The organism is Streptomyces sp. NPDC014891, assembly GCF_043081085.1.
Taxonomy (GTDB): domain Bacteria; phylum Actinomycetota; class Actinomycetes; order Streptomycetales; family Streptomycetaceae; genus Streptomyces.
Genome location: NZ_JBIBWF010000004.1, coordinates 1 through 23239, shown reverse-complemented (window position 1 = coordinate 23239; position 23239 = coordinate 1). Strand labels below are relative to the sequence as shown.

Genomic DNA, 23239 nt, shown 5'->3' with positions numbered 1-23239 from the left:
CAAGAGAGGGAGCACCGTGAGAAGTACAGCGAACGTCCGGCGCACGGCGCTGGCATGGGTGTTCGCCGTCCTGGCCGTGGTCACGGTCATACCGGCGGCCTCGGCACAGGCCGCCGACGACGGCACGCCGCCCCCGATGGCGAACGGGTTCGGCCTGACGCAGGTCGGCACGGCGACGGGCAACGCGACCGAGTTCTACCTGACCGTGACCACGCCCGAGGTCGCGGAGGAACAGCACATCAAGATCATTCTGCCGAAGTCCTACTACGACGACCCGAACCGGCGCTATCCGGTCATGTACTTCCTGCACGGATCACCCGACGACCCGATACAGCAGAACTATCCGGCGCTGCGCATGTCGGACCGGATGATCACCGTCATCCCGGACGGCGGCGCCCGGGGCTGGTACACCAACTGGCTCAACCAGAAGACCGCCGCCGGTGCCCAGAACTGGGAGAACTTCCACCTCAAGCAGGTGATCCCGTTCATCGACGCCAACCTGCGGACCATCGCCACAAAGAAGGCCAGGGCCGTCGCCGGCGTCTCGATGGGCGGGTTCGGAGCCCTCCACTACGCCCAGGCGCGCCCGGACCTCTTCAGCCAGACCGCGTCCCTGTCCGGCGACATCGACCTGTCGGTACGGTCCATGGACCTGCGCCTGGCCGTCGTCGCCTCCCTCGTCGCCTACGAGCCCTCCGTGGACAGCGACGCCGCGTTCGGCTCGCCGTACCCGGTGTTCAACGCCGACTGGCGGTTCAACGAGGTCGACCCCTCGCAGCACATGGACCGGATCAAGCAGGGCGGGATCGGGGTCTCGATCTACGTGGGCAACGGAGGAGGCTCGGTCACCGAGCTGGAGTTCTGGCTGGAGGGCGCGGCCAAGCACGTCAAGAACGCCATGGACGCGCTGGGCATGTCGTACCACTACGTGAACTACGGCGACGGTTCCGGCTGGGGCACCCTGTGCAACGGCGGCCACAACGCCGGCTGCTGGGAGGAGGACCTCCGGGACCTGATTCCCCGGCTGGAGCGGCACTTCGCCTCCTGACGCCACGAGCCCGCCGTCGTCCCGTACCGCACGAGCGGCACGGGACGACGGCGGGCTCGCACCCTCCGCCGGCGGGCCTGCGCGGTCCGCCAGCGGACCCGTCTAGCCGACCGCCGGTACGGGCCGGCCGACGGGCGCGCTCCGGGCAGGCGCGGAGGCGAACCGGGCAGGCGCGGAGGCGGACCGGGCGGGCGCGGCGGGCCTGCCGACCGCCGGGCCGGGGCCGTTCAGCCAGCCCCACTGCGACCAGCTGGCGAACCCGGTCTGCCACCGGTGGTAGACACCGGCACTGCTGGTGCCGAACACCTCGATGCGGCCGTCGGCGTTGTTGCTCGCGCCGATCGCGGTGCCGCCGGTGCCGAAGTTCTCCCACGGCGAGAACGGCGCGTTGGGGGCGGTCTGCCAGGAGTGGCTCGCCGCGTCGGCGTTGATCGCGAACACCTCCACCCGGCCGTCGACCGACCGCGAGGTGGTCAGCTCGGCGTCGGGCAGCCCCCCGGTGCCCGTGCCCGTCCATTCCGACCATGTGGTGGGGCTGGTCTGCCAGCGGTGGAACACCCCGTCGGCGTTGGAGGCGAACACCTCCAGCCTGCCGTCCTGGTTGTGGCTCGCGGTCACGGCGTGCCCGCCCTCGCCGAAGTGCTCCCAGGCGGACCAGTCGCCGTTGACCCCCGTCTGGTACAGGTGCCCGAAGGTCGAGTCCGACAGCGCGAACACCTCGAGCCGTCCGTCGGGCGCGTTCTCCATGGCGAGCCGCGCGTTCGCCGGGCCACCACCGGTCCCCTTCCAGCCGGACCAGCCGCCGCTCGGCGCGGTCTGCCAGCGGTGGAACACGCCTTCGGCGTTGGAGGCGAACACCTCGATGCGGCCGTCGGCGTTGTTGCCCGCCGCCAGCCGGTACCCGCCGGTGCCGAAGGTCGCCCAGCCGGACCACCCCGCACTGGGCCCGGTCTGCCACATGTGGTCGAGCGTGCTGCCCGACAGCGCGAACAGCTCCAGCCGGCCGTCGGCGTTGGCGGCCACCGCCAGCTGGGCGTCGCGCGGGCCGCCCGCGAACCGCCACGGCGCCCAACCGCCGTTCACCTCGTTCTGCCACGAGTGGTAGACGCCGTCGGCGCCCGCCGCGAAGGCCTCCAGGCGCCCGTCGGCGGACCGGCCCGACACCACCCGCCCGGAGCCGTACGGGTGCCGGGGACCCGTGCTCATCCCGGACCAGAGCGCGTTGGCGATGATCACGGCGTCGCCCGCCTCCAGGCCGTACTTGTACCGCAGGTCCTCACGCGGCCGCTGCACCTGCCAGCACACGTCCCCGATCGCCACGTCGTTCCACGAGCCGCCGGGGAACATGTCCTCCATCGCGTCGAGGAACGCGTTGGTGGCGTAGACCGGGTCCAGCCGCTGCGCCTTGCTGCCCCACCAGTCCTGCTGCTGGAACAGCCCGATGCTCGTGTAGTCGACGGCCTGGGAGTAGTTGTTGATGTCGGTCTCCACGATGACCGTGGCGATCGCGATGGCCGCGGCCCTCGGGTTGAGCCCCCGGTCCTTCACCGCCTTGGTCACCATCCGCGCACAGGACATCCTGTAGGGCGTCAGCAGGCCCCGCATCCGCGCCCCCATCTGGGGGTTGAGCTGGCCGGCCATGATGCCGTCGGCGGCCGACGGGCCGGCCGGGTCGCAGGGCTCGGTCGGTATGGCCAGGGCGTCCGGTCCCCTGAAGTACCGGGAGACGCCGTAGTGGTCGTCACGCGGGGCCGGTCCGGGGTCCGGCTGGGCCACGGCGACCGAGGCCGTCAACCCGACGACCAGCGCCCAGACGCCGGCCAGCAGGGCCAGCCTGCCGAGCATGCGTGTGAAGCCGGTTCCTCTCATCGTGTGCCTTTCCGTCATGCATTCAGGTGGTCGGCGGCCGACAGTAGGAGGCACCGATGAAATGCCGATGGAATCGATTCCCGAGCGCGTTTCATCGGGATGTCATCGGCCGCTGCCAATCTCGTCGTACGCAGGCCGAACACACGGGAGGATCGACATGCGAGCGAAGAGGATCAAGGCCGCGCTGGCCGGAATTCTGCTGACGGCCGGGATTTCGGTGACGCAGGGCGCCACGGCGCAGGCGGCGGCGACGGCCCCGTGCGAGGGCACGTACACGATCGTCGTCGGCGGGACGGGAAGCTCGTGGAACAACGACGGCTTCTCCGGCAACATCCAGCAGCACGTGGGATATCCGACCCAGATTCCCAACGGCGCGAGCGCCCGGGCCGGTGTCAACGAGCTCAACCGGCTGGTCCGTGACCAGCGGGCCGCGTGCCCGTGGCAGCACGTGAAGATGGGCGGATACTCCCTGGGCGCCGCGGTCGTCCACACCTGGGTCACCGAGAACTGGCAGACGTTCGGCAATGTCAACGCCATTCTCATCGCCGACCCGAAGCGGCAGGGAAATCCCGGCGCCAACGGCGGATCCGTCCCCTTCGGCGGAATCGTCGGCGCCCCGCTGGCCGGTGCCGACCGGTTCTTCGGCAACGTGCCGGTCAAGACCATCTGCCACTGGGACTACGTCTGCGACGAGTCCGCCGGAATCTGGACCTACCCCGGCAACCACGTGAGGAACTACCCCAACGACTTCAACATGGACTTCCACAACGACGTCGCCAACGAGCAGTGGTACAACGGCGCCTGGTATCCCGCGTCCTGGTGATCACGCGAAAGCGGTGCGACCGCCCGAGGGAGTGAGGCCGAGGCCGATCTCGTCACCGCGCAGGATCATCTCGTGCGTCCGCCGCAGGGTCCGGCCGGGGGAGACGCCCAGCTCGTCGGCGAGGCCGCGGCGGGCCCGGTCGAACACGGTGAGGGCGTCGGCCTGGCGGCCGTCGCGGTACAGCGCCCGCATCAGCAGCGCGGCCACCGGCTCGTCCAGGGGATGCGCGGCGGACAGGGCGAACAGCTCGGAGATCGCCTCGGCGTCCCGGCCGAGCCGCAGCTGGCACTCCACCTTGCGCTGGACGACGGCGATCCTGCGCCGGGTGAGCCGCAGCCGCTCCAGCTCGGCGAGCGGCCCGGGCAGACCGGCCAGCGGTTCCCCGCGGAACAGGTCGAGGGCCTGGGCGCACAGGCGGACCGCCTCGGCCGGTTCACCCGCGCGCTCGGCCGTGCCGATGCCGACGAGGAGCTCCTCCATCCGCGCCACGTCCACGTCGACCGCGCCCGGAACGAGCCGGTATCCGTGCCGGGCGTGCTCGATGACCGAGCCGGGACTGTCCCCGATGCGCAGGGTCTTGCGCAGGCGGTAGACGTACACCGGCACCACGTTCGCCACCGGCGCCTCCGTGCCCCAGACGTCGTCGAGCAGTTCCTGCCGGCTCAGGGAGCGCCCCGCGCACAGCGCCAGGGTCGCGAGCACCGCCTGCTGGCGCGGATGCCCCAGGTTCAGCGGCCGCCCGTCGTGCCACGCCCGCAGCGGTCCGAGCAGGGAGATCCGCACCGCAGGACCGGCCGCCCGGCCGGCCGCCCGCGGCGCCGCGCTCACCGGCTGCGTACGGGCGCCACGGCCGGGGACGACCAGGCCGCAGTCGAAGGCGTGGACGATGGCCGCTGCCCGGTCGCGGAGCCGGAGGGTGACGAGTATCCGCGCGAGCAGTTCGGCCACGACGTCCTCGGGGATCGCGAGGGCGGCGGCTATCTCGTCGTCCCGCAGGCCGCAGCCGACCGCGGAGAGCACCTGGCGCTCCCGCTGCCCGAGGGCGGTGGCGGCGGGACGGCGGGCGAGGGTGGCGGTCGTCGGCATCGTTGCTCCCCGGGCTCCGGACTGGTCGGATCTGGCGGGCGCCGTCGACACGGTAGGACGGGGAGCACCGGGCTGGGCATCCGGAACGATCCGGAGTGACACGCGCGATCTACGGCGTCACGCCTCTCCGCCGCCCCACTCGCCGTCCCCGGTGCCGGGCCCGCAGTCGCCAGTTCGCCCCACAGCGATGAGGGGCCGGCCGAGAGGCCCTCCCAAAGGAGGGCGAGGAAGCTGCTGAGGGGGGGGTGGCGCTGGGGCCGGGCGTCGTAGTCGATGCCCTCGGGGTCCCGGTACTCGGCCGGACTTGCGAGAGGGGCGGGCGGGGGTGGGGTCAGGCGAAGAGGTTGTATGTCCGTTCGGACGGGGTGTGGTTCACGGTCTCCAGGGCGTGGAAGGGGGCACGCCAGTCGCCTGTGGCCCGGTGGACGCCCGCGGACCACCAGCTGCCGCTCGGGATCGTCAGGTGGAGGTCGGGCCTGCCGTCCCGGTCGATGTCGCCGGAGCCGATCAGGTCGTTGTAGGCGCCCCAGCCGCCGCCGATCCGTGTGCGGGCGGCGAAGGTGCCGTCACCCTTGCCGAGGTAGAGCCACAGCACGCCGGTGCGGTCGCGGGCGACGAGGTCGCCGGCCGGGCCGCCTGCCAGGTTACCGGTGGCGGTGACACGGTCGTAGCCCTGCCAGCCGCCGGCGCCGATCAGCCGGCGGGTGGCGAAGGGCGCCGACGCGACTCCCGTGCCCTGGTACAGCCACAGCCGGCCCGATGGGTCCGTGGCGACCAGGTCGGGCCGGCCGTCGCCGGTGAGGTCGCTTCCGCCGGTGAGTTTGTCGTACGTGTTCCATCCGTCGCCGATCCGGGTCCGTGCGGTGAACGGCGCCTTTGCGTCGCCGGTTCCGCGGTACAGCCACAGCACGCCGCTCCGGTCGCGGGCCACGAGGTCGGGGAAGGCGGTTCCGCCGAGGTTCCCGGCGGCTTCGATCCGGTCGTAGACCTGCCAGCCGGACCCGACCGGCGACTCGGGATTCTGCTGGATCTGGTCTTGTCCGGTGTGGTGGTACATGTCCTGGATCCACAGCCGGCCCGCGGTGTCGCGGGCCAGGACGTCCGGCGACCCGTCGCCGTCGTAGTCGTGTGCGCCGGAAGTACGGGTCACGGTGAAGGAGCCGGACGCTTTGAGGTCGGGCCCGATGCCGTTGAGCGGGGCGGCGGTGATCTGCCAGGTGTACGGGCCGGGTGAGGCCGCCGTCCAGAAGCCGGGCTGATCGTGCCACTGGAGCTCGCCGGACCAGTCGAACCGCATCGGCCGCGGGTTCTCCTCCCGTGTCGACGGGCCGACGTTCCGGGTCAGGGACTCGCCGGTGCGGGTGTTGCGCAGGGTCAGCGTCATGTCGACGTTGTTTCTGCTCAGGAACCAGGACAGGGAGAGCTTGCCGCCCGTGCGGTCCAGATCCACCGCCGCGGGAACGGTGTGGCGCAGCAAGGTCACGTGTGTCGGCGCGCCGGTTGCGGCCAGCCGGGTGGCGACCGGGATGCCGTCGGTGTCGGGAGCGATCCGGTAGAGGCCTTCACCGCCGCTCACGCTGCCGCCCATGAACCCGTGGGCCTCTCCCGGCGCGTCGACGCCGGACACCGTGTGGTCGAGGAGCCTGCGAGTAGCGCTCCCGGTCAGGCTGCGGGCGGTCACGGCGATGACCGGATCCGCGCTGGAGCCGAGGAGCCCGTCGGGCCGTGAGTAGGTGACCCACTTTCCGACCAGGCCGATGACGAGCCTCCCCGCCCTGGCCACGGGGAAGCGCTGCGCCTTCTGGGTGGCACGGTCGAGGACGACGAGGCTTGTGGAGGCGTCGGCCTCGGTCTCCGTCCAGGCGACGTATCCCAGGGACAGGGCGTAGGCGAAGCTGTCGAAGGAGCCGGTGGCCGGGAGCCGACGGGAGGAGGTGACGGCGGCGGAGGTGAGGCTGAGGACCGCCCAGTGACGGGCGGTATCCGAACCGGTGGTGTACGACAGCAGGGCGTCGTCACCCGCCGCCGCCTCGACGGTCAGGCGGGCCGCGTCCGCCGGCAGGCCGGTCACCGTCCGGCGCACCGGCCCGTCCGTGCCGGGGGAGTAGAGCTCCAGCGGGCCGTGGCCCGACAGGTCGCCGCGGACGAAGAGGGTGGAGCCGACGGCCCCGGCGTAGCGGTTCGCGGCCATCGGGAGCGAGAACAGCTCCTTGCCCGCCGCCATGTCCCTCAGCGTGACGGTGCCGTATCCCTGATCGACCACCACGTCGGAGTCGAGGGAACCGGTGACGGAGTGCCCGAACGCGAAGGTGGTCACCGCGCCGTCGGCCAGCCGGGTCCAGCGCTGGAGCTTCGCCTCGCCGGCGTCCCGGCTGAGAAAGCCGGTCCGCCCCAGGCCATGAATGCTGTCGCCGGGCTTGAGCGCAGGGGCCGTTGCGTCGGCGGTGCCCGCCCGCAGGGCGGCCGGGGCCGCCGCGATCGCAGGGGCCGCCAGGCCGCCCGATATCACCGCGAGGGCAACGGCGACGGCGGTGGTGAGGCGGTGGGTGGTGCGGTGGTGCAGCGTCACGGAAGTCCTAGAAAGGAGAGGAGGGACCAGAAGATGAAGGGGCATGGGCCTGCGCGAGGGCGTGAACCGTGGACACGGCCGTAGCGGCCCTTCACTGTGGGCCGGACCGTACCGTCAACGGTGAGGCGCCGGTCGGGGTTGGTTGAGGTGATGCAGACGGATTCCTCCCAAGGTCCATGGCCAAGCGGTCGTGCGCCTGACTGAAGGACTCATGGGAGACGCGCAAGGTTGTACGGCTGTTCGCCGACGGGAACCTGGTTCGTCAGGTGCAGTACGGCGCGAGATGAACCCCCTGGGCGTTTTGCCGTTGAGCGGTTCCAGACATCGTGCTGGCGACAGAGGTGTGCTCCCGCGAGGGCCTTGTTGTCTACCGCACGGGTGCCGGCGAAGCTGAACGGCCAAGGTGTGCAGAACCTCGCCGGCCATGCGGCCCGCGGTGTCCCTGAAGACGCTCAAGTGCAGGAAGACGGTGCGGGGGACAGTGTCGCCGACACTGTCCATGCGCAAGAATGCCCAGGCATCCGGCCTGTGACGCCTGGCCTTCAACAGCACGGAAGGACGACTGTGTTGGTCACCCTCGTCACCGCCGCCTTGGCGATCCTCGGCACACTCCTGGGAGCGATCGTCTCCGGCCGGTTTCAGGAGCGGGCCGCCGAACGGGCGGTGCGTGTGGGGCACAGCGAGACGATCCGGCGCGACCGCCTGGAGGCCGTCACCGCGCTGGCCGTGGCCGTCAGCGACCACCGCCGGACCCTCTGGAAGCGCGGCGAGGCCGTCCTCGAAGGCGGCGACGTCGGCCTGGTCCAGGCGCTGCGTGCCGAGAGCCAGGCGACTCGGGCCGCGGTGGCCCGCCCGCTGGTGACGATGCGCGTGCTGATCACCGACCCGGCAGTGCGGGAGGCGGCCGACCGCATGATCACATCGACCTACGCGATCCGTGAGTCGCTCGACAACGCCCAAGCGCTGGCCGCCGCCCGGCAGGAGGCGGTGGCCGCTCACGACGAGTTCGTGGACACCGCCGCCCGCTACCTCACCACCCAGATCGCCTGATCGGGTTCTCGACGGCGATGACGAGTCGGGCGTCGGTGACTGCGCAACCTGGGCACAGCAAGCTGCGATCGTGACGAACAGCGGGGGTTGCGCGACGGCACGGCGCTCTTTGCGGGGGGCCTTGTGTGCAGGTCTAGGGTGTGAGGGTGTCTGCTCGTGTCCACGCCCTGGCCCACAAACCGTTGACGGTCGCAGCTGTTGCTGACTTCATCGGCTACCCGTCCGAACCGCCGGTACCTGAGGACGTTGTCGAGGAGGCGGTGCGACGACGGGGATGGAGCTGGGAGCACTCCCTCGTCTGCGATTCCCTGATCACCGACCATGGCCATGTGCTGTGCAGCGAGAGCTACGTGCCCTTCGGGCAACCCGACACCCGCCACCTGCTGGTCTTCGGTGAGGTCTACCCCGTCGACGAACACGATGACGAGATGTGCAACGGCCCGTGGCTGTTCCCTCTGCTGGAGGACTGGCGCAAGCAGCCGGGCTGGACCGGGAGACTGCCGGCCACGGTGGAGGACTGCGAGAGCGTTCTGACGAGCGCGGCCCAGTCTGTGACCGGATGCATGGGCTCCGCCCCAGAGCGCACCATCGTGTCGGACACGGCCACCGTGGTTGGCCCGGCCATGACCCACCGCGTGTGGCGTACCCCCTCCCATGCCCTGGTCCTTGGACCACACGCCGATAACGGCCCCTACGGTTACCTCACGCACCTTCAGCTGTCACTGACACCGCTGGTGTGTGCACCGAACCTGCCGGCAGCGGACGACACCGACGCATTGAACCGGTGGATCACCGCCCACGTCGACTGGTGAGCCCGCAGCCCGTACTTGCGGGTCCGCGTGGCGTAGGGCTGGTGCCGCTGCCCACAGGACGCCAGCTTGGCCGCGGGGCCAGCCCGGGTCCGATTCAGGACTGGCCGGTGAACGGGACGGCCATGTCGCCGATGTTCTGGGTGAGGAGGCCGACGCATCGGTCTTGGGCGTCATCAAGGCGGCCGTAGACGTTCTACCGGTGCCGACCCGGATGCGGCAGGCGAAGGGCTTGTCGGTGAGGAGCTGACAGTCGTAGTGCGCGGTGTGCCGGCGAGGCCGCGGGTGGCTGCGGGGCGGGTTCGCGCTGCCGGTTCTGAGCGTGCCGGTCGTCTGCCCGGCCTCCTCTGGTGGGAGTGGCTCGCCCCGGCAGCCGGTCAGCGTGGGGCGGCTCCAACGCTGCTTGCCCAGACCCGGATAGGCACCGCCTCTCGCTTGGCTCTGGTCGGTTCCGAGTGGTTCTGCACGCCTTCCAGGCCCGACCAGCCCGTGACGCCCGGCTCGCTGTCGGCCAGAAACCCCTCGATGACGGGCCCGAGGTCGTCGGACTGTTCGTAGGCGCCGCCGAACGGCAATGCTTCCGCAGCCACCGATCCCGTCGAGCATCGCAGCTGACCAGTCTGCTCCTCATGCCACACGTAAAAAGTCGCCACCCCGGGGAAGCCCAGCTCACGGATACGGACCTGGATGGCTGATGCAGTCCGCTCGAAGGCGGCCACCACTGCGGAGACGGACAACGACCTCCTGTCCTCGTCCTCCGCGCTCAGCCACCAGGTGTTGGTCTCCCACTCCACCTGACGGTCAGCCGGCTCCAGCGCCAGGGGCTCGTCCGCCACCTCAGAGATCCACGTCAACAGCACCACAGCAGTATTCCCGCATGCCTTCGGCCTGGGAACCGCCATAGGAAACGACGTCTTAGAGGTCGGTTTTGGCTTGAGTGCCCGTATATCTAGCGATTCCTAGAGTGCGAGACTGTGGTGCGGGTGAGGCTGGGGAGGTGCTTGATGCCCGTGGGCCGGTGGATGCGGCGGATGGGACGGGAAGTGATGTGCGCCTGTCTCATCCCAGGATGTCCGGCCCTTCGGGCCGTGCGCTTCCGTCGTCACCCCTGTGCGCCTGGACGCACTCGGCCGGCGGCGGTACGACCGAAGCATGTCGAAGCGACGTCCGTATCCGAGTGACCTGTCCGATGCCCGCTGGGAGTTGATCGAGCCAGTCCTGTCCGCTTGGCGTTTCGAGCGCCGGGGCAGGGCCCTGGCCTTCGGTCGGCCGCCTGAGCACGATCTGCGCGACATCATGGACGCGATCTTGTACGTGGACCGGACCGGGGTCCAGTGGCGCTACCTTCCGCACGACTTCCCCCACTGGAACACGGTCTACGGCTACTTCGCCAAATGGGCGGACGAGGGCGTGTTCGCCCAGCTCAACGGTCTGCTCAGGCAGCTCCTGCGGGAGAAGGAGGGACGGGACGCCCAGCCCTCGGCCTGTGTGATCGACGCCCAGAGCGTCAAGACCTCCACCAGTGTCCCCGCCTCCGGCCAGGGCATCGACGCCGGCAAGAAGATCGTCGGCAGGAAGCGGAGCATCGTCACCGACACGCTCGGCCTCCTCCTTGCCGTGCTGGTCACCGCGGCGAGCGTGCAGGACTCCGTCGCCGGCACCGTCCTGCTCGACCAAGTCGCCACCGACTACCCGGGCATCCGCAAGGTGTGGGTCGACGGCGGTTACCGCCAGCACCTCGTTGAGCATGCCGCCACCCTCGGCGTCGACATGGAGATCACCGCCCGCAAGCCCGGGACCAGGGGCTTCACCCCGATCCCCAAACGCTGGGCGGTCGAACGAACCTACGGCTGGCTCATGCTCCACCGCCGCCTCGCCCGCGACTACGAAACCCTGCCCACCCGATCCGAATCCATGATCCACATCGCCATGACTGGCCTCATGGCCCGCCGCCTCACCAGCGAGAACACCATCTCCTGGCGCGACCCGAAGAAGGCCACAGAACAGCCCATCACGGGATGAAACATCGGGCGAAAACGACCACTTAGATGACGTGGATCCGCTTCAGGTTCCCCGTCGCCGTCCCGGATCATCAGGTGGTGCCCCTTGGCGTGCTGCCCTCGATGAAGTCGAGCAGCAGCACGGCCCGGTTGATGACGTCGGTGTTGCTGATACCGCTCGCCGTGACGAGTTTCCCGTCCGCGGTCACGGCGAGCGGGCACAGGGCTGGCCGGCCCTTGATCGACAGCATGTGATGGGCTGTCACCAGGGTGGATTGCGGCTCCTGGATCGTGCCGCTCTTTCGCGTGTCCTACCGGAGGGCGCCCGGTCCTGCGATGACCCAGCGGGCGTCGACAGGCTTGACCCAGGAGTCCTTCGCATAACCCCGTCGATGGCGGCGTCCCTCACGACGGATCGATTCTGTTCTCTTGGGGTGGGCAGGTAGGGCAGCGGGTCAGAACAGCAGGGAGCCGTCGCTGAGGAACCCCCAAGGCGCTTGGATCCTTTCCGAGTGCGGGAAGGGGTCACGCCAGTTGCCGCTGCCGCGGTGGAAGCTGAGGCTGCCCGAGCCGCCGCCGGTCACATGACGGACGACAAGGTCGGCACGGCCGTCGCGGTCGGCGTCGCCGACGGGGATCAGGTCGGTGTAGTAGCCCCAGGTGGTGCCCACCTGGGTCCGGGTGGCGAAGGTGCCGTCCCCCTTGCCGAGGTAGAGCCAGTCGTCGCCGTTCTTGTCGCGGGCGATGAGGTCTCCGGCCGGGCCACCGCCGATGTTCCCCGTGGCGGTGACCTTGTTGTAGATCCCCCAGCCGCCGCCGACCCGCACGCGCGGCTGGAAGGGCGAGCTGAGGGAGCCCGTGCCCTTGTAGAGCCACAGCACACCGTCCTTATCGGTGGCGAGGAGGCCGCGGCGACCGTCGCCGCTGACGTCGAGGCCCGCGGTGAGGTGGTTGTAGATTCCCCAGCCGCCGCCGACCCTCGCCCGGGTCGCGAACGGGGCCGAGGCTGTGCCGGTGCCCGGGTACGACCACAGCACGCCGCTCTTGTCCCTGCCGAGCAGATCGGCGTGGACGGTGCCGCCCAGATCTCCGGGGGTGACGATCCGGTCGTAGGTGTCCCAGCCGGATCCGACGACGACCTCCGACAGGGTGCCCTGGCTGCCGCTGTTGAGGACCTGCCGGGCGTCGAAGACGGAGAGCCGGCCGCCGCTGCGGAAGAGCAGGTCGGGCGCGGTGCTGTTCGAGAAGTCATGCGGCCCCGGCTGTCCGACGACCCGCAGCGTGCCGTTCCGCTCGGTCGTCGGGCCGATACCGTTGGTGGGCGCCGTCGTCATCCGCCAGGTGTAGTCGCCGAGGGGGGCAGCCGTGCCGTCGTCGAGCCGACCGTCCCAGCTCTGTGCCGCGCCGCGGGTGGCGATGGTGAGGATGGTCCGGCGCACGCCCGTGGCCGTGTGCGTCAGCTCGATCGTCAGCTTCCCCGTGCTGATGCCGGTGGCCGTCCACGACAGCGTCGGGTCGCCGCTCGCCAGGGTGAGGTCGACGGTCGCGGGGATGTTAACGCTGGTGACGGTGTGGGCGAGGGGGCGGCCGGTGCTCGCCACGAGGGCCGCGGCCGGGGTCCCGTCCGGGCCGGTGGTGACCCGGTAGAGGCCCTCGCCGTGCTCGAGGGTGGCGCCGTGGACGAGCAGTTCGCCGTCGCTGCCGGGCAGGATGCGCAGTGTGAGGTCGAGGAGCTTGACCGTCCGGCCGTCGGTCAGGGAGCGGGCCGTCAGCGCGTGCAGGGGGTTGGGGCTGTACGACCAGGACCCCTCCCTGTCGGCGTACGTCACCCAGTCCTCGCCCAGGAACCCGAGCACCATCCGGCCACCCGAGCCGATCGGGACGCGGATGGACTCCTGCTGGCCGCGCGGAGCCACCCGGAGGGTCCGGGGGCCGCTGCCGTAGACGCCCGACTCGAACCAGGCCAGATGGGAGTCGGAGGCGGTCAGGATGGGGTTGTCGCCAGAAGCCGTCAGGACCTGGTCGCCCACGACCCGGGCGGTGGCGACGTCCACCAGGGCCGCGCGCGAGTCCGTCTCCCCGGGAACCGCGTAGCGGATCACCAGAGTGTTCGGCCCGTTCACGAGGAACTCGACGTTCTGGGCGGCCGACGGAATCCCGGTGACGACACGGTCCTCAAGCGTGTCGGCCGGCTTGCCGACGAGATGGAGATCCACACCGCCCGCCGCGCGCGGGACCCGCATGACGAGGGTCGTGCCGTGGAGCGAGGCCAGCGTGGCGGTCGCGCCCAGGGAGCTCGTGTCGATGACCGTCGGGGCGGCGCCCGTGGCCATGTCGTGCAGCGTGTACGTGCTGCCCTCGGTCTTCACGATCACGTCCGTGCCGAGCCCGCCCCGGTACGTGCCCGCAGGCAGAACGGTACTGACGCCGTCCCCGTACCGCGTCCACCGGTGGACGGCCGCGCCGGTCACGCTGTCCTTGTGCGAGGTCAGGAACCCGGTCGGCCCGTGGCCCAGGACCACGGAGTCCGGCAGGAGCGCGGCGACGCCCTCCGGGGCCGCATTACTCGACACAGTGGTCATCGTCGTGGCCTCGGGAGTCGCGGCGCCCGCCGCGCCCGCCGTGAGCGTGCCCACGCAGGCGGCGGCGAGGGCCACGGCGACGGCGGCGGTGAGTTGGCGGCGGGGCGCACGGGTGTGAGACAAATCAGTTCCCCTCAAGCATCGTGAACGCGGCGATCCATGCCGCACCCAACATGACCTCTGAGGGCGTCGCAACGTTGTACGACCTGCCCGTGCTTGGCCCCGGGAACCGTCAGCTCACCGAGGCCAGCGGACGGCGCGGTCACGCCCGCTGGCCAGGGATTCTCCGCGTGGTGCTCATCGGACCCCGTGCTGAGAGCCCTTCGATGCTCTTCTGCAGCCCGACCCAGCACGGGCGCTTTGGGGACATCACCCATGCCCGCCAGGTAGGGCTGGTCAGGCGCTGGGAGGGTGGCCCAGCAGCCGAGATCCTCGCGGATGCCGGCATCTTCGCCTACCTGACCACCGACTCCGTCCTGCATGGCGACCGGGCCTGCGGCTTCCTCCAGAGGGCGGCCTGCTCGACCCCGTCGTGGGCATCTGGTCCCTGCTGCGACGCGGCTGGCTCTCCGACGCCGCCTTCGCCACCCCCGAACACCTCATCCAGCGCATCCGACGCGGCCTACGCTCAGACCCGCCTGAACAACCTAGCGGCATTCAACCTCAGTAGGGTAGTGCGGTAGTAGACGGCCCCAGCAGGACCCGGTCCGGCAGCGGCAGACACCATGGCCGGCCACCACCAGGCCCGTTCCCGCCCCGTTCCTTCACCAGCCTCGCGGCCGTCTCCACCCACGCCGGTTCAGCCCGCAACACCCCACCCATACAAGGGAAATGCCCGAAACTGAGCCTTCCAACACCCTTTAGGGCGGGGTGGACGCAGGCCTAGATTTCCCGCTTACTAGAAGAAGGCAGTGCTGGAAACGCGTGCCTTGTAGAATTTGGCGTCATATCCGTATCCTGAAAGTTCCTTGTCCTCAACCCACGCGCCGGCGCTGTTGAAGAACTGGATGCGATGACTCCACCATTGTTCTGTTGACCGCATCCAGAAGGAACTGCCTGAGGCGACCCTGGAGTATGACTTCACGCCGCCTCCCGAAGGTGTCCAGCTGGTTATTGCCCCAGTGGCTTTGTTGACTCTTTTGACTACCCCGGTCCCGGAGATCAGTAGATAGCCGGGGTCGCTGTAGTCGGTGTCCAGGCTGTGGCCGTCGAAGGCTGCGGGGAACTGGTATACCCAGTCTTCAACAAGCCTTGTGTTGAGGTGATCACCGGTGACCCTGTACCTGGCGAGCGTCCACATACCGAGGGCCCAGAGATACGTTCCGTCGTACCAGAGACCGTGCGCCCCCTGGAACTTGATCTCCTGGACCCTGGTCAGTGTGCTGAGGTCGCCCGGCTGGGTCGGGGCGTAGACAGTCAGAAAGCCGGGCCAATCAATGCGAGATGATTCAGCCGCAGATGCCACCACAGTGGCACCGAGGTGCGGGATGTGCTCGATTGCGTGCGGGTTTCCGTATGGCCTGGCCGACCAGAGCAGTGTGTCATTGTTGCCGAAGTTGACAATGCCGGCTTTTCCATACCCTGCGGTGACCAGGGCAATCCATCCGTAGGCGCTGGTATTACGGAACCTGATGTCTGAAAGATTTCTCCAGGTATTCACCCCGTGCTCGTCGATCGCTACGGGAGGGGTCCATCTCCAAATCTCATTGGACGGAGTCCAAGCCTTGTCACGGGCATGGAGGAGTATCTGATTCTTTTCTTGTTCACAAAGAGCGATATGGTACGTTTCGGAAGCTTCGGCGCCAAAGGCGCTACCCGCTCCAGCGAGCGATGCCGCCGGTACGCCGACCGCTGCCGCGCCAATCCCTCTCAACAATGTTCTGCGGTGCACTGGTTCCCCTCCCAGAGTGTTCACAATGCGGCAGCCTTCAACAGAGTTCACAGGATGTCAACTGAGTGTTGACCTCCGGTCGTCTCATGCGGTGTCGAAGCCGTGAGGCCGGACCGTACGGCGAACTCCCCTACACATCCCGCGAATGGCACGCTCACGTTGTCGGGCGTCCGCGATATGTACGGCCAGCGCAGCGGCCCCGGCCGATCGCCCACCACGCCGCGCCCACTCCTGGTCTGCGACGCCCACCAAGGCCTTGCTCACGGCTGTCACCCCGTCATCCCAGCCACCCGCGAACATCACGCCCCGGAAGGCCGGCGCCATCCCGTCCAGCTCGACTACCTCACTGGGGACGGCTGAGGGTGGCCGCATGGACCTCGCATCGTGATCCACGCCCCAGTCCCGATGACCCGCACGGAGGGCCCTGCGTCCATGTCGACGGCACCATCCTCGGCATGGCGCACTCCGTGTGGGACCTACGCGAGTTCCTGCGTCGGGTCGAGCTGCCGGGCTGGGGGACATCCACCTCACCGACGAGGGGCTGTTCCGGTGGGAGGGCGGCGGCCCCGAGGCCTGGGCGGAGTAGTCACGGGGACCGGAGGATGAGGTAGTCCATCCACCCCAGCTCCCACCTGTCGACGTGCCAGCCCTGGCATAGCTCGGCGATCTCGGCGGCGGGCAGGGCGCTGGATTGGCGACCGGCGTCGAGGGTTTCGCGTTCCAGGACCGGGAGGACGAGGTAGAGCAGGCCGCCCGGGCGGAGCATTCCGCGCGCCATGTCGAGGATCCGTGGTCTGCCGTCGAGGAACTGGAAGGAGAGGCGGAAGGAGACGACATCGAGGCTCGTCGGCGGGATGCCGGGCGGCGGTCCGGTCTGGATGTCGTGCTGCACCCAGCGCGGGCCCTGCGCGGAGGAGCGGGTGCGGGCCGTGAGGAGGGCCGCCGCGGATACCTCCAGGCCCGTGACGCCGTACCCCAGGGAGTGCAGGGCGCGAGCCAACTGCCCGGTTCCGCATCCGACGTCCAGGGCCCGTTGGCCTGGCTTCGGGTTGGCGTGGTGGGTGAACATGGCGATCTCGGCGTCGCAGACCTGCCGCCAGTCGTGGCCGTCGTCGTAGATCGGGTTCCAGTACTCGGCCGTGTTCCTGTCGCTCACGGGGTTCCCTTCCGTACCTGGGGGCGGCGGGGTGTGCGCGCCCTGCGCTGGTCGCGGCAACGGTGGCCCGTTTGAAGTGGGGGACGGGACGCCGTCGTCGTCGCGGGTGGTCAGGGCTTTCTGTGGCGTCCGGTGCCGGGTGCCAGGGGTGACCGGGTGGTCGGCAGGGCATCGGTCTGCGGTGGCTCGGGCGCCGGGTTGAGCATGCGGCAGGCTGCCGCGTAGTTGTCGACCGTCGTCACGGGCTGCCAGGCGTGGCCGTCCCATTCGACGATCAGGCGCGGGGCGTCCGGGCTGGTGTGTGCGGCGCGGTGCGGGCCGTGTCCGAGGTGGACGGCCTTCCGCTCGCCGATCGGCCTGAGCCGCTGCTGTCTGTGGGCGGCCCACTCGTCCAACGGCTCGTCATCGCCCATCGTCGTCCTCCTGGTCCTCGGGCTGCGTCGGCTGGTCAGTTGTCGGTCGGGCAGGAATGGGTCTCGGGCGTGAAGGCGGGCAGCGACGGGTGCGGAGCTGGCGCGTAGGGGTCCTTGCAATAGGGCTCGTCGAAGAGGTCATTGCCGAGCGGCTTGCGGTTCCTCCGGCTGCTGGAAGCCATAGACGTCCCTTCGTACGGTGACCACAAGGTCACCGTACGGGGTCCCTGAGTGCGGCCACCACGTCGGCGTCCATAGCCCATCTCTGTTCGGACGCCTAGGCCCTGTGTCGAAAGTTGCTGAGAGGCAACGTTGTGGCGGGCTGGAGCGTCCATGGGATTGCCGGACTCGGCTTGGCCAGGGTGTGTTGAGGGGACTTGTGGAGCGGGGTAAGGGGAAGCAGGACGGTTCGAGGCGAGAGCTGAACGCTTACGAGAGGGTTCTCGCAGAGGAGCGTCGCGTCGTGCGCGAGATGTTCCGCGTGAGCATCGGTGGTGCCCATGCCGGTTTCGTCATAACGGTCTTCATCGTGGTCTTGTTCATTGCCATTGGCGGCACCGCGTGGGCATTGATCCTTGGCGGAGCGGTTGCATTCTGGTTCGCCGCCGCCCTTATCGCGGTTGCCGGTGGCGGTCGCCGCGGGTGGGCCGCAGTCAAGCGCGCTTGCATCTTGACTTTCGGCTGGGCCGGCTGGCTGTGATCGCCGCGAGGGTATGGCGGACACACGAGCAGGTAGTACCGGCAGCTCCGTCCGTCACAGCCATTCTCCGATCGCGGCGACAAGGACGGTGGCTTCGAAACGAACGGCGAGCTTGTCGAATCGGGTGGCGACCGCCCGGTGTCTCTTGAGCCGGTTGATCCCGCACTAGACCGCATGGCGCTCGCGGTAGTCGACTGGGTCGAAACGCGGAGGTCGGCCGCCACGGGAGCCGAGCTTCTGCCGGTTACGTGCCTGGTCAGCCTTGTCGGGGATGGTGCAACGGATCCCCCGGCGACGCAGGTAGGCACGTTCTTGCGGGAGGCATACGTTTTGTCCGCCCGCACGCGATCGGGGCGGGCGCGTGGCCGGCCCGCACCGATGCGGGGCACGCGGACCTTCTCCAGCACGTTCTCGAACTGAGGCGATTCCCCGCGCTGACCGGCCGTGATCACAATCGACATGGGCTTTTGCCTCTGCTCAACGGCCAGGTGCAACTTGGTGGTGAACCCGCCGCGTGAACGTCCGAGCCCGTGATCTCCGGGCTCAGTGAACACGCCACCCGGCGGCTCCTTTTGCAGGTCACCCTGCTTGCGGGCCCCGGCCGCATGCTGATGGGCGCGGCACCCAGTGGAGTCGACGCTCAGGTCCCACACGATCGCACCCTTGGCATCGGCCTGGGACTGCAGCCGGGTGAGGACCCGCTTGCGGAGATTCTGAAGGCCCAGCACATCCTGCTGGCCGAGGGGCGTCTGGTCTGGGGCGCTCTCGTGCAGGCGAACAGCGCCCTGTTCGCACGTGGCCGGGACGATCTTCCGGCGGCCGTAATCTACAGTCCTGACACCGCGGTGTTCGACGACAGTCCCGGTCTGCTCCTCGACATCGCGCAGGAGCTGTACCGGCTGAAGGGGACCGGCCAGCGGGCTCCGGAGCTCGCCGCGTTCTCCCGCATGATCGCCAGCGAGATGGACCGGGAGATGCAATTGGAGGTACCCCGGCAGCTGGCTGGCAGCGCCACCGTCTACTGCACCGACATCATCGTCGCCCGCAGGCACCTGCCGGGCCGGGTACTGAACGAGCAGGTCGTCCCGCTGTTCATCGCACCTGAGCGCACCGCGATGACGATGATGCTGCCCAGCCGCTTCTGGCCCACGTCGACTTGACCCTTGCGGGCCTCACTGGTCTGCCCAGATGTCCCGGAGGCCTCGGCGTATGCAGGGACGGCATGCGTACTGACTCCCGCCGGGACCGCTCATCTGCTCGCCCCAGGCGATCAGCTTCACGTCGCGGGTCGGCTGGTCGCAGAAGTGGCAGATGGCCACCGGCCCGAGAGCGCCGGCTTTCTCCAGCGGGCCGAGGAGTGTCTGGAACGCCAGGCGCAGGGCGCTGGAGTCGGTGAAGACCGGGCTGTCGTCCAAGGGGTAGCGGTGCCAGGCCATCGAGCCGCAGCCGTATGATCCCGCTCAGCGTCACCCATGCGACACCGCTGCCGGTGAGTCTCAGGCTGCGGAGTGGAATGGGCGGGCGGGTCCCGCCCTACCGGCGGCGCAGAAATCCAGGGCCAAGGTCACCCTGCCAGGAAGACGAGCAGCACGAACAGTGCGAGCAGGGCGGCGCCCGCCAGCAGGGGGAGAAGGGTGCCCCACTCCCGGATCCGGAGCTGCCTGCGCTCGGCGCGGGACAGCGGCGGGATGGTCGCCGTGCCCGCCCGGACTTTCGCGGCCAGTGTACGGACTGCCTCGGCTGGATACTTGTCCACCTTCTGTGTGCCCTGGAAGCCGCCATGGCCCGTGACCCTGTATGGATGCAGCGCCTTCTCCAGGGCATCCCGCGAGGTCCCTCTGGGGAAGAGTTTCCGCACCTCGTGGATGTCGAGGAATCGGCGCTCCGGTGTATCGGTCACGGTGCCCCCTCCGGCGTACGGAGCGCCATCGTGGGTAAGGCCCGGGCCGCCGGTCAAGGCCGCGCGATGGCCTCGTGGAGGGGGGCCGCGGGCAGCTTCTGGTGGCTGCGTACTGGCGTACTAACCTCACGCTGCGCCAGCTCGCGCCGCTCTTCGGCGTCTCGAAGCCCGCAGCCGGCCGCATCGTCAGGCAGGTCGGGCCTCTTCTCACGTTCCGGCCCCGAGAGCGGTTTCGCAGGGATGCCGTGCTCATCGTGGACCGGCACTCTGGTTCCCATCCGTGACCACGCGGTGGCGGAGCGGTCCAAGAACTACCGCTACTCGACGAAGCACCAGGTGGTCGTCGATGCCGGCACCCGGCTGGTGGTCGTGGTCGGCCGACCTTTGCCAGGTAACCGCAACGACTGCAAGGCGTGGGAGCCTGCCGGGGCGAAGGACCCCGTCGGGAACACCACAGTGATCGCCGACGGTGGCTATCGAGGTGCCGGGCTTGTCAGGCTAGGGCGGCGATCGAGTACAGGGACCGTCATGGCCGCGAACGTACCCTCCGACCCCCGCTCGGCGCCGGATGTTCGGCGCACATGACCGGTTGGCGACGATCCGGGCACCTTGGATTACCCGCTCGCCCCCTGGAACGTGGAAACGCGAGGCGGACGACATCATCCGCCCGCCCGGCCGCCGCCCGGGTGTCCGGCCTGCCAGCTCCTTGGCCTTGCCCCTTCTCGGCGATACGGCCCGGCGGAGGAGGGAGGCAGGGGGGTGGGGTACGGCAAGATACCTCCAGTCCCGAGCTGGATGCCGGGGCCTGTGCGACCCACCCCCCATTGCCGCGAGTCCCTCACGATCTCCGTCCGGCCCATCAGGGCGGTGATCGTATCTCGGGCCACTGACAACACAGCCGGTCCGAGGATCGAATAACTACAAACTCCCAGCACGTCGCGGAGATTCACGTCGAAGCGGCCCCCCACGGCCGCCCTGCCTGGTTCGGTGCGGAGGAGGCCGACGGCACCACCTGGCTCATGATCATGGACACCGCAGGGGGCACAACGTCTGTGAGGGCTTCTCGTCAAGTGGCCTGCCATACCGTGGATATTCGAGGCATGGGAACGCCGCGGCTCGTATGATCCCTCGCAGGACGGGGCTCGTAGCGCAGCGGTTGTCGCGCCTTCACCGCATGTGGGAGGACGCCGGTTCGAATCCGGCCAGCCCTGTCCTTCCTCTTCTCCCGATTCCAGTTGGAGACCGGGGGCCACACCGGGGCAGGCGCCCTGGTGTACCGACTTCGGTGCGCAGCAGCAGAACGCCCGCCAAGGAGATATCCGCATGAAGGTGACCCGCCACGCCCTCGTCACTGCCGCCACGGCTGTCCTCGCCGGCGTCGCGCTCGCCGCCTGCAGCCCCGAGTCGTCCGATCCGGCGCCGACGCAGACGGCCACCACACGGCCGACGACGGCCGCGCCGACCACCGAGCCCCCGGAGACCACGGAGCCGACCGAGGGGGCGACCGCGGAGGCCCCGGCCGCCGAGACGGCCGAGGTCCCCGACGTCGTCGGCATGAACCACGCCGAGGCGCAGAGCCTTCTGCGCAGCCAGGGGTTCATGGTGAACGAGGAGGACGCCAGCCCAGAGGGTCGCATGATCCTGAACAACTCCAACTGGAAGGTGTGCAGCCAGGATCCGCAGCCGGGCGCGACGGACGTTCTCCGTGTCGCGATCTACTCGGTCAAGCTCGATGAGTCCTGCTGACCTGACAGACGGGGGGAGCGGTGCTTGTCAGCGGCGGCCCTCTGGGTGCGACGAGGAGATCCACCGGCGCCGCAACAAGGTGGAGCGGACGATCACCTGGTTGAAGATGGTCCGGCCGATCAGCCGGACCGGTACCGGGTGGCGGTTGGTCCGGATGCTGATCTGGCTGTAGCGGTCGACCCGCAAGGTGAAGGGCGCCCGCCGTCGGTGCGTAGTCGGCCGCCCGTTGTCCGGGGGAGCCTGCGCCAGGGGCGTGGGCCGGTCAGCGCTGTGTGGTGTCGCCGAGCAGGTTCCTTGCCCATGCCGCCCGTCGTGTGCCCGCCGGATGCGGCAGGCCCTGGGCCGATGCCACGGCCCGGGTCAGCTCCTTGGTGCACTCCGGTGTCCTGCCGAGCCGGTGCAGGGCCGTTGCCAGGGCGATCCGCGCCTCGACCTCGGCGAGCCGTTCGCCCGTGCGCTCGGCTCGCCGCCTCGGCCCCCGCCCGTCGCATCGCGATACCGGGGGCGTCCCGACATGAGCTCCGCCCACGCCACCAGGACCAGGGCGTCATCCGCGTGACCGTCCAGAGCCCCCAGCGCCTCCTCCGGCCGGCGCGCGCGTACCGGGCCAGCTCGGCACGGGCCGCACGCACCTCGTGCCCCGCCTGCCGGTGCGCGTGCGGGTGGCGCGGCGAGCGCACCGTCTCCCTCGACTGGGAGGAGGTCGAGCGCGTCGGCCGCGACGCGTACGACGTCTCCGGGCCGGAGGAGCGTGGGAGGCGCACATGGACGATGTCGCCACGCGCGCACTCCCGCTGCCGGACGATGTCGCAGGCCTGCTGCACACCCTGCGCGAGCGCCTGGACGAGCTGGTCGACGAAGAGCCGGTCATGGTGCTGAAGGCGGCCGAGAACCTGGGGCGATCGTTGCCGAACTCGGGCCGCTCGCCGCCCGGTACATCAAGGTCGACGCCGTCCCGCTGCCCCGCCTCGCCGAGGCCCTCGGCACGACGGAGAAAGCCGCCGGATCCCGCCTGACGCACTACGCCTACCTCAGCGGCTGAAGCCCCGCGCCTGACCAGCCGTACCGGCCGACCCCCAGTCGTTGAGGCGGCGTGCCTCCCGAGTCGCGATTCCTGCCTCGCGCCCACCGATCACCGGCTCCAGCCGTAGCCGGGCCTCTCGCACGAGGATCTGTGTGCGGGCTCGGCCGCCAGACCGGCCGCCGCCTACCGGAAAGCAAGCTGACGGGCGGTCGACTCCGCGCAGGCGGGACCGGCTGGCAAGAGCACCCGGCTGCGGCTGCGGGGCGCTCTTCATGAACGTTCAACGGGCCCTCAGGTCGGGTATTCAACTCGGCCAGGAAGGGGGGCTCACATGACGACTCAACCAACAAGGGGTCCAGGGCCGAGGCCTCAACCCGCGGCACCGGCGGCGGCGCCACCCGGGGCACCGGCACCGGCGCCACCCGGGGCACCGGCACCGGCGGCGGCGCCACCCGGGGCACCGGCACCGGCGGCACCACCTAGAGCGTGTCTCTTTGATCAGTTGATCAGTTGATCGGATGTGTCTGTCCGATTAGTGATCACTGATGCGATGTGGGACCGGATCGAGCCGCT

21 protein-coding genes, 1 tRNA gene and 4 pseudogenes are annotated in these 23239 nt (G+C 69.6%); 12 read left to right on the top strand and 14 right to left on the bottom strand.

Annotated features, from left to right (window positions below):
- Positions 1–16: 16 nt before the first annotated feature.
- Positions 17–1048, top strand: a complete 1032-nt coding sequence (locus tag ACF09E_RS11965) for an alpha/beta hydrolase (protein WP_392205045.1) — start codon at positions 17–19, stop codon at positions 1046–1048.
- 102 nt (positions 1049–1150) lie between these two features.
- Here ACF09E_RS11965 and ACF09E_RS11960 read toward each other — a convergent pair whose 3' ends face one another.
- Positions 1151–2893 carry a peptidase M23 gene (locus ACF09E_RS11960; RefSeq protein ID WP_392205044.1) on the bottom strand — a complete coding sequence of 581 codons (1743 nt, stop codon included), beginning with the start codon at positions 2891–2893 and terminating at the stop codon, positions 1151–1153.
- Between the two features lie 181 nt (positions 2894–3074).
- Here ACF09E_RS11960 and ACF09E_RS11955 point away from each other — a divergent pair, with 181 nt between their 5' ends.
- The gene (locus ACF09E_RS11955) at positions 3075–3740 is read left to right on the top strand and encodes a cutinase family protein (protein ID WP_361399560.1); all 666 of its coding nucleotides are present in this window, start codon (positions 3075–3077) and stop codon (positions 3738–3740) included.
- Here the strand turns inward: ACF09E_RS11955 and ACF09E_RS11950 are convergent, their stop codons facing one another.
- Both ACF09E_RS11950 and ACF09E_RS11945 read right to left on the bottom strand, forming a co-directional pair.
- Complete coding sequence (locus ACF09E_RS11950) at positions 3741–4826, bottom strand: BTAD domain-containing putative transcriptional regulator (protein ID WP_392205043.1); 1086 nt, start codon at positions 4824–4826, stop codon at positions 3741–3743.
- Positions 4827–5157: 331 nt separating this feature from the next.
- Positions 5158–7395: an FG-GAP repeat domain-containing protein gene (locus ACF09E_RS11945; RefSeq protein WP_392205042.1), complete on the bottom strand. Its 2238-nt coding sequence runs from the start codon at positions 7393–7395 to the stop codon at positions 5158–5160.
- 564 nt (positions 7396–7959) lie between these two features.
- On the opposite strand from ACF09E_RS11945, the gene ACF09E_RS11940 reads away from it, so the two are divergent.
- Together ACF09E_RS11940 and ACF09E_RS11935 are read left to right on the top strand one after the other, a co-directional pair.
- On the top strand, positions 7960–8445 hold the full coding sequence (locus tag ACF09E_RS11940; protein WP_392205041.1) for a hypothetical protein: 486 nt from the start codon (positions 7960–7962) through the stop codon (positions 8443–8445).
- A gap of 146 nt (positions 8446–8591) precedes the next feature.
- Entirely contained in the window at positions 8592–9257 is a 666-nt protein-coding gene (locus ACF09E_RS11935; protein WP_392205040.1) for a hypothetical protein, read from the top strand.
- A 374-nt stretch (positions 9258–9631) separates the two neighbouring features.
- Here ACF09E_RS11935 and ACF09E_RS11930 read toward each other — a convergent pair whose 3' ends face one another.
- Positions 9632–10117: a hypothetical protein gene (locus ACF09E_RS11930; RefSeq protein WP_392205039.1), complete on the bottom strand. Its 486-nt coding sequence runs from the start codon at positions 10115–10117 to the stop codon at positions 9632–9634.
- Positions 10118–10406: 289 nt separating this feature from the next.
- Here ACF09E_RS11930 and ACF09E_RS11925 point away from each other — a divergent pair, with 289 nt between their 5' ends.
- Positions 10407–11276 carry an IS5 family transposase gene (locus ACF09E_RS11925; RefSeq protein ID WP_392205038.1) on the top strand — a complete coding sequence of 290 codons (870 nt, stop codon included), beginning with the start codon at positions 10407–10409 and terminating at the stop codon, positions 11274–11276.
- A gap of 70 nt (positions 11277–11346) precedes the next feature.
- Here the strand turns inward: ACF09E_RS11925 and ACF09E_RS11920 are convergent, their stop codons facing one another.
- Positions 11347–11520, bottom strand: a complete 174-nt coding sequence (locus ACF09E_RS11920) for a hypothetical protein (protein WP_392205037.1) — start codon at positions 11518–11520, stop codon at positions 11347–11349.
- A 189-nt stretch (positions 11521–11709) separates the two neighbouring features.
- Complete coding sequence (locus ACF09E_RS11915; protein ID WP_392205036.1) at positions 11710–13959, bottom strand: FG-GAP repeat domain-containing protein; 2250 nt, start codon at positions 13957–13959, stop codon at positions 11710–11712.
- A gap of 397 nt (positions 13960–14356) precedes the next feature.
- On the opposite strand from ACF09E_RS11915, the pseudogene ACF09E_RS11910 reads away from it, so the two are divergent.
- Positions 14357–14464, top strand: a pseudogene (locus ACF09E_RS11910) (IS630 family transposase); the annotation flags it as partial.
- Between the two features lie 12 nt (positions 14465–14476).
- On the opposite strand, the pseudogene ACF09E_RS11905 reads toward ACF09E_RS11910, so the two are convergent.
- From ACF09E_RS11905 to ACF09E_RS11885, 5 genes and pseudogenes are all read right to left on the bottom strand, one after another.
- Positions 14477–14658 (bottom strand): annotated as a pseudogene (locus ACF09E_RS11905) (IS5/IS1182 family transposase); the annotation flags it as partial.
- A 76-nt stretch (positions 14659–14734) separates the two neighbouring features.
- Positions 14735–15751, bottom strand: a complete 1017-nt coding sequence (locus ACF09E_RS11900; protein WP_392205035.1) for a hypothetical protein — start codon at positions 15749–15751, stop codon at positions 14735–14737.
- 562 nt (positions 15752–16313) lie between these two features.
- Positions 16314–16883: a class I SAM-dependent methyltransferase gene (locus ACF09E_RS11895; protein ID WP_392205034.1), complete on the bottom strand. Its 570-nt coding sequence runs from the start codon at positions 16881–16883 to the stop codon at positions 16314–16316.
- Positions 16884–16993: 110 nt separating this feature from the next.
- A complete protein-coding gene (locus tag ACF09E_RS11890; protein WP_392205033.1) occupies positions 16994–17296 on the bottom strand; it encodes a DUF6087 family protein in 303 nt (100 codons plus the stop codon).
- Positions 17297–17331: 35 nt separating this feature from the next.
- On the bottom strand, positions 17332–17478 hold the full coding sequence (locus ACF09E_RS11885; protein ID WP_392205032.1) for a hypothetical protein: 147 nt from the start codon (positions 17476–17478) through the stop codon (positions 17332–17334).
- A gap of 281 nt (positions 17479–17759) precedes the next feature.
- Between ACF09E_RS11885 and ACF09E_RS11880 the strand changes: the two genes are divergently transcribed.
- Positions 17760–17996 carry a hypothetical protein gene (locus ACF09E_RS11880; protein ID WP_392205667.1) on the top strand — a complete coding sequence of 79 codons (237 nt, stop codon included), beginning with the start codon at positions 17760–17762 and terminating at the stop codon, positions 17994–17996.
- Between the two features lie 365 nt (positions 17997–18361).
- On the opposite strand, the pseudogene ACF09E_RS11875 reads toward ACF09E_RS11880, so the two are convergent.
- Positions 18362–18640, bottom strand: a pseudogene (locus tag ACF09E_RS11875) (transposase); the annotation flags it as partial.
- Between ACF09E_RS11875 and ACF09E_RS11870 the strand changes: the two are divergent.
- On the top strand, positions 18527–19156 hold the full coding sequence (locus tag ACF09E_RS11870) for a hypothetical protein (RefSeq protein ID WP_392205666.1): 630 nt from the start codon (positions 18527–18529) through the stop codon (positions 19154–19156). The pseudogene ACF09E_RS11875 and the gene ACF09E_RS11870 sit on opposite strands and share 114 nt — an antisense overlap.
- 12 nt (positions 19157–19168) lie before the next feature.
- On the opposite strand, the gene ACF09E_RS11865 is transcribed toward ACF09E_RS11870, so the two are convergent.
- On the bottom strand, positions 19169–19432 hold the full coding sequence (locus ACF09E_RS11865) for a hypothetical protein (protein WP_392205031.1): 264 nt from the start codon (positions 19430–19432) through the stop codon (positions 19169–19171).
- A gap of 128 nt (positions 19433–19560) precedes the next feature.
- Positions 19561–19896, bottom strand: a complete 336-nt coding sequence (locus ACF09E_RS11860; protein ID WP_392205030.1) for a hypothetical protein — start codon at positions 19894–19896, stop codon at positions 19561–19563.
- 95 nt (positions 19897–19991) lie between these two features.
- Here ACF09E_RS11860 and ACF09E_RS11855 point away from each other — a divergent pair.
- From ACF09E_RS11855 to ACF09E_RS11840, 4 genes and pseudogenes are all read left to right on the top strand, one after another.
- Positions 19992–20406 (top strand): annotated as a pseudogene (locus ACF09E_RS11855) (transposase); the annotation flags it as partial.
- A gap of 627 nt (positions 20407–21033) precedes the next feature.
- A tRNA-Ala gene (locus ACF09E_RS11850) sits at positions 21034–21107 on the top strand.
- 112 nt (positions 21108–21219) lie between these two features.
- The gene (locus tag ACF09E_RS11845) at positions 21220–21642 is read left to right on the top strand and encodes a PASTA domain-containing protein (RefSeq protein WP_392205029.1); all 423 of its coding nucleotides are present in this window, start codon (positions 21220–21222) and stop codon (positions 21640–21642) included.
- A 764-nt stretch (positions 21643–22406) separates the two neighbouring features.
- Positions 22407–22658, top strand: a complete 252-nt coding sequence (locus ACF09E_RS11840) for a hypothetical protein (protein WP_392205028.1) — start codon at positions 22407–22409, stop codon at positions 22656–22658.
- Positions 22659–23239: the final 581 nt, after the last annotated feature.

Bases quoted from the DNA above. Each gene is read 5' to 3' on its own strand.
- ACF09E_RS11955 (WP_361399560.1), top strand. From the start codon at position 3,075: ATGCGAGCGAAGAGGATCAAGGCCGCGCTGGCCGGAATTCTGCTGACG.
- ACF09E_RS11890 (WP_392205033.1), bottom strand. From the start codon at position 17,296: ATGGGCGATGACGAGCCGTTGGACGAGTGGGCCGCCCACAGACAGCAG.
- ACF09E_RS11865 (WP_392205031.1), bottom strand. From the start codon at position 19,432: ATGGCCTGGCACCGCTACCCCTTGGACGACAGCCCGGTCTTCACCGAC.
- ACF09E_RS11840 (WP_392205028.1), top strand. From the start codon at position 22,407: ATGGACGATGTCGCCACGCGCGCACTCCCGCTGCCGGACGATGTCGCA.
- ACF09E_RS11960 (WP_392205044.1), bottom strand. From the start codon at position 2,893: ATGCTCGGCAGGCTGGCCCTGCTGGCCGGCGTCTGGGCGCTGGTCGTC.
- ACF09E_RS11845 (WP_392205029.1), top strand. From the start codon at position 21,220: ATGAAGGTGACCCGCCACGCCCTCGTCACTGCCGCCACGGCTGTCCTC.
- ACF09E_RS11885 (WP_392205032.1), bottom strand. From the start codon at position 17,478: ATGGCTTCCAGCAGCCGGAGGAACCGCAAGCCGCTCGGCAATGACCTC.
- ACF09E_RS11950 (WP_392205043.1), bottom strand. From the start codon at position 4,826: ATGCCGACGACCGCCACCCTCGCCCGCCGTCCCGCCGCCACCGCCCTC.
- ACF09E_RS11925 (WP_392205038.1), top strand. From the start codon at position 10,407: ATGTCGAAGCGACGTCCGTATCCGAGTGACCTGTCCGATGCCCGCTGG.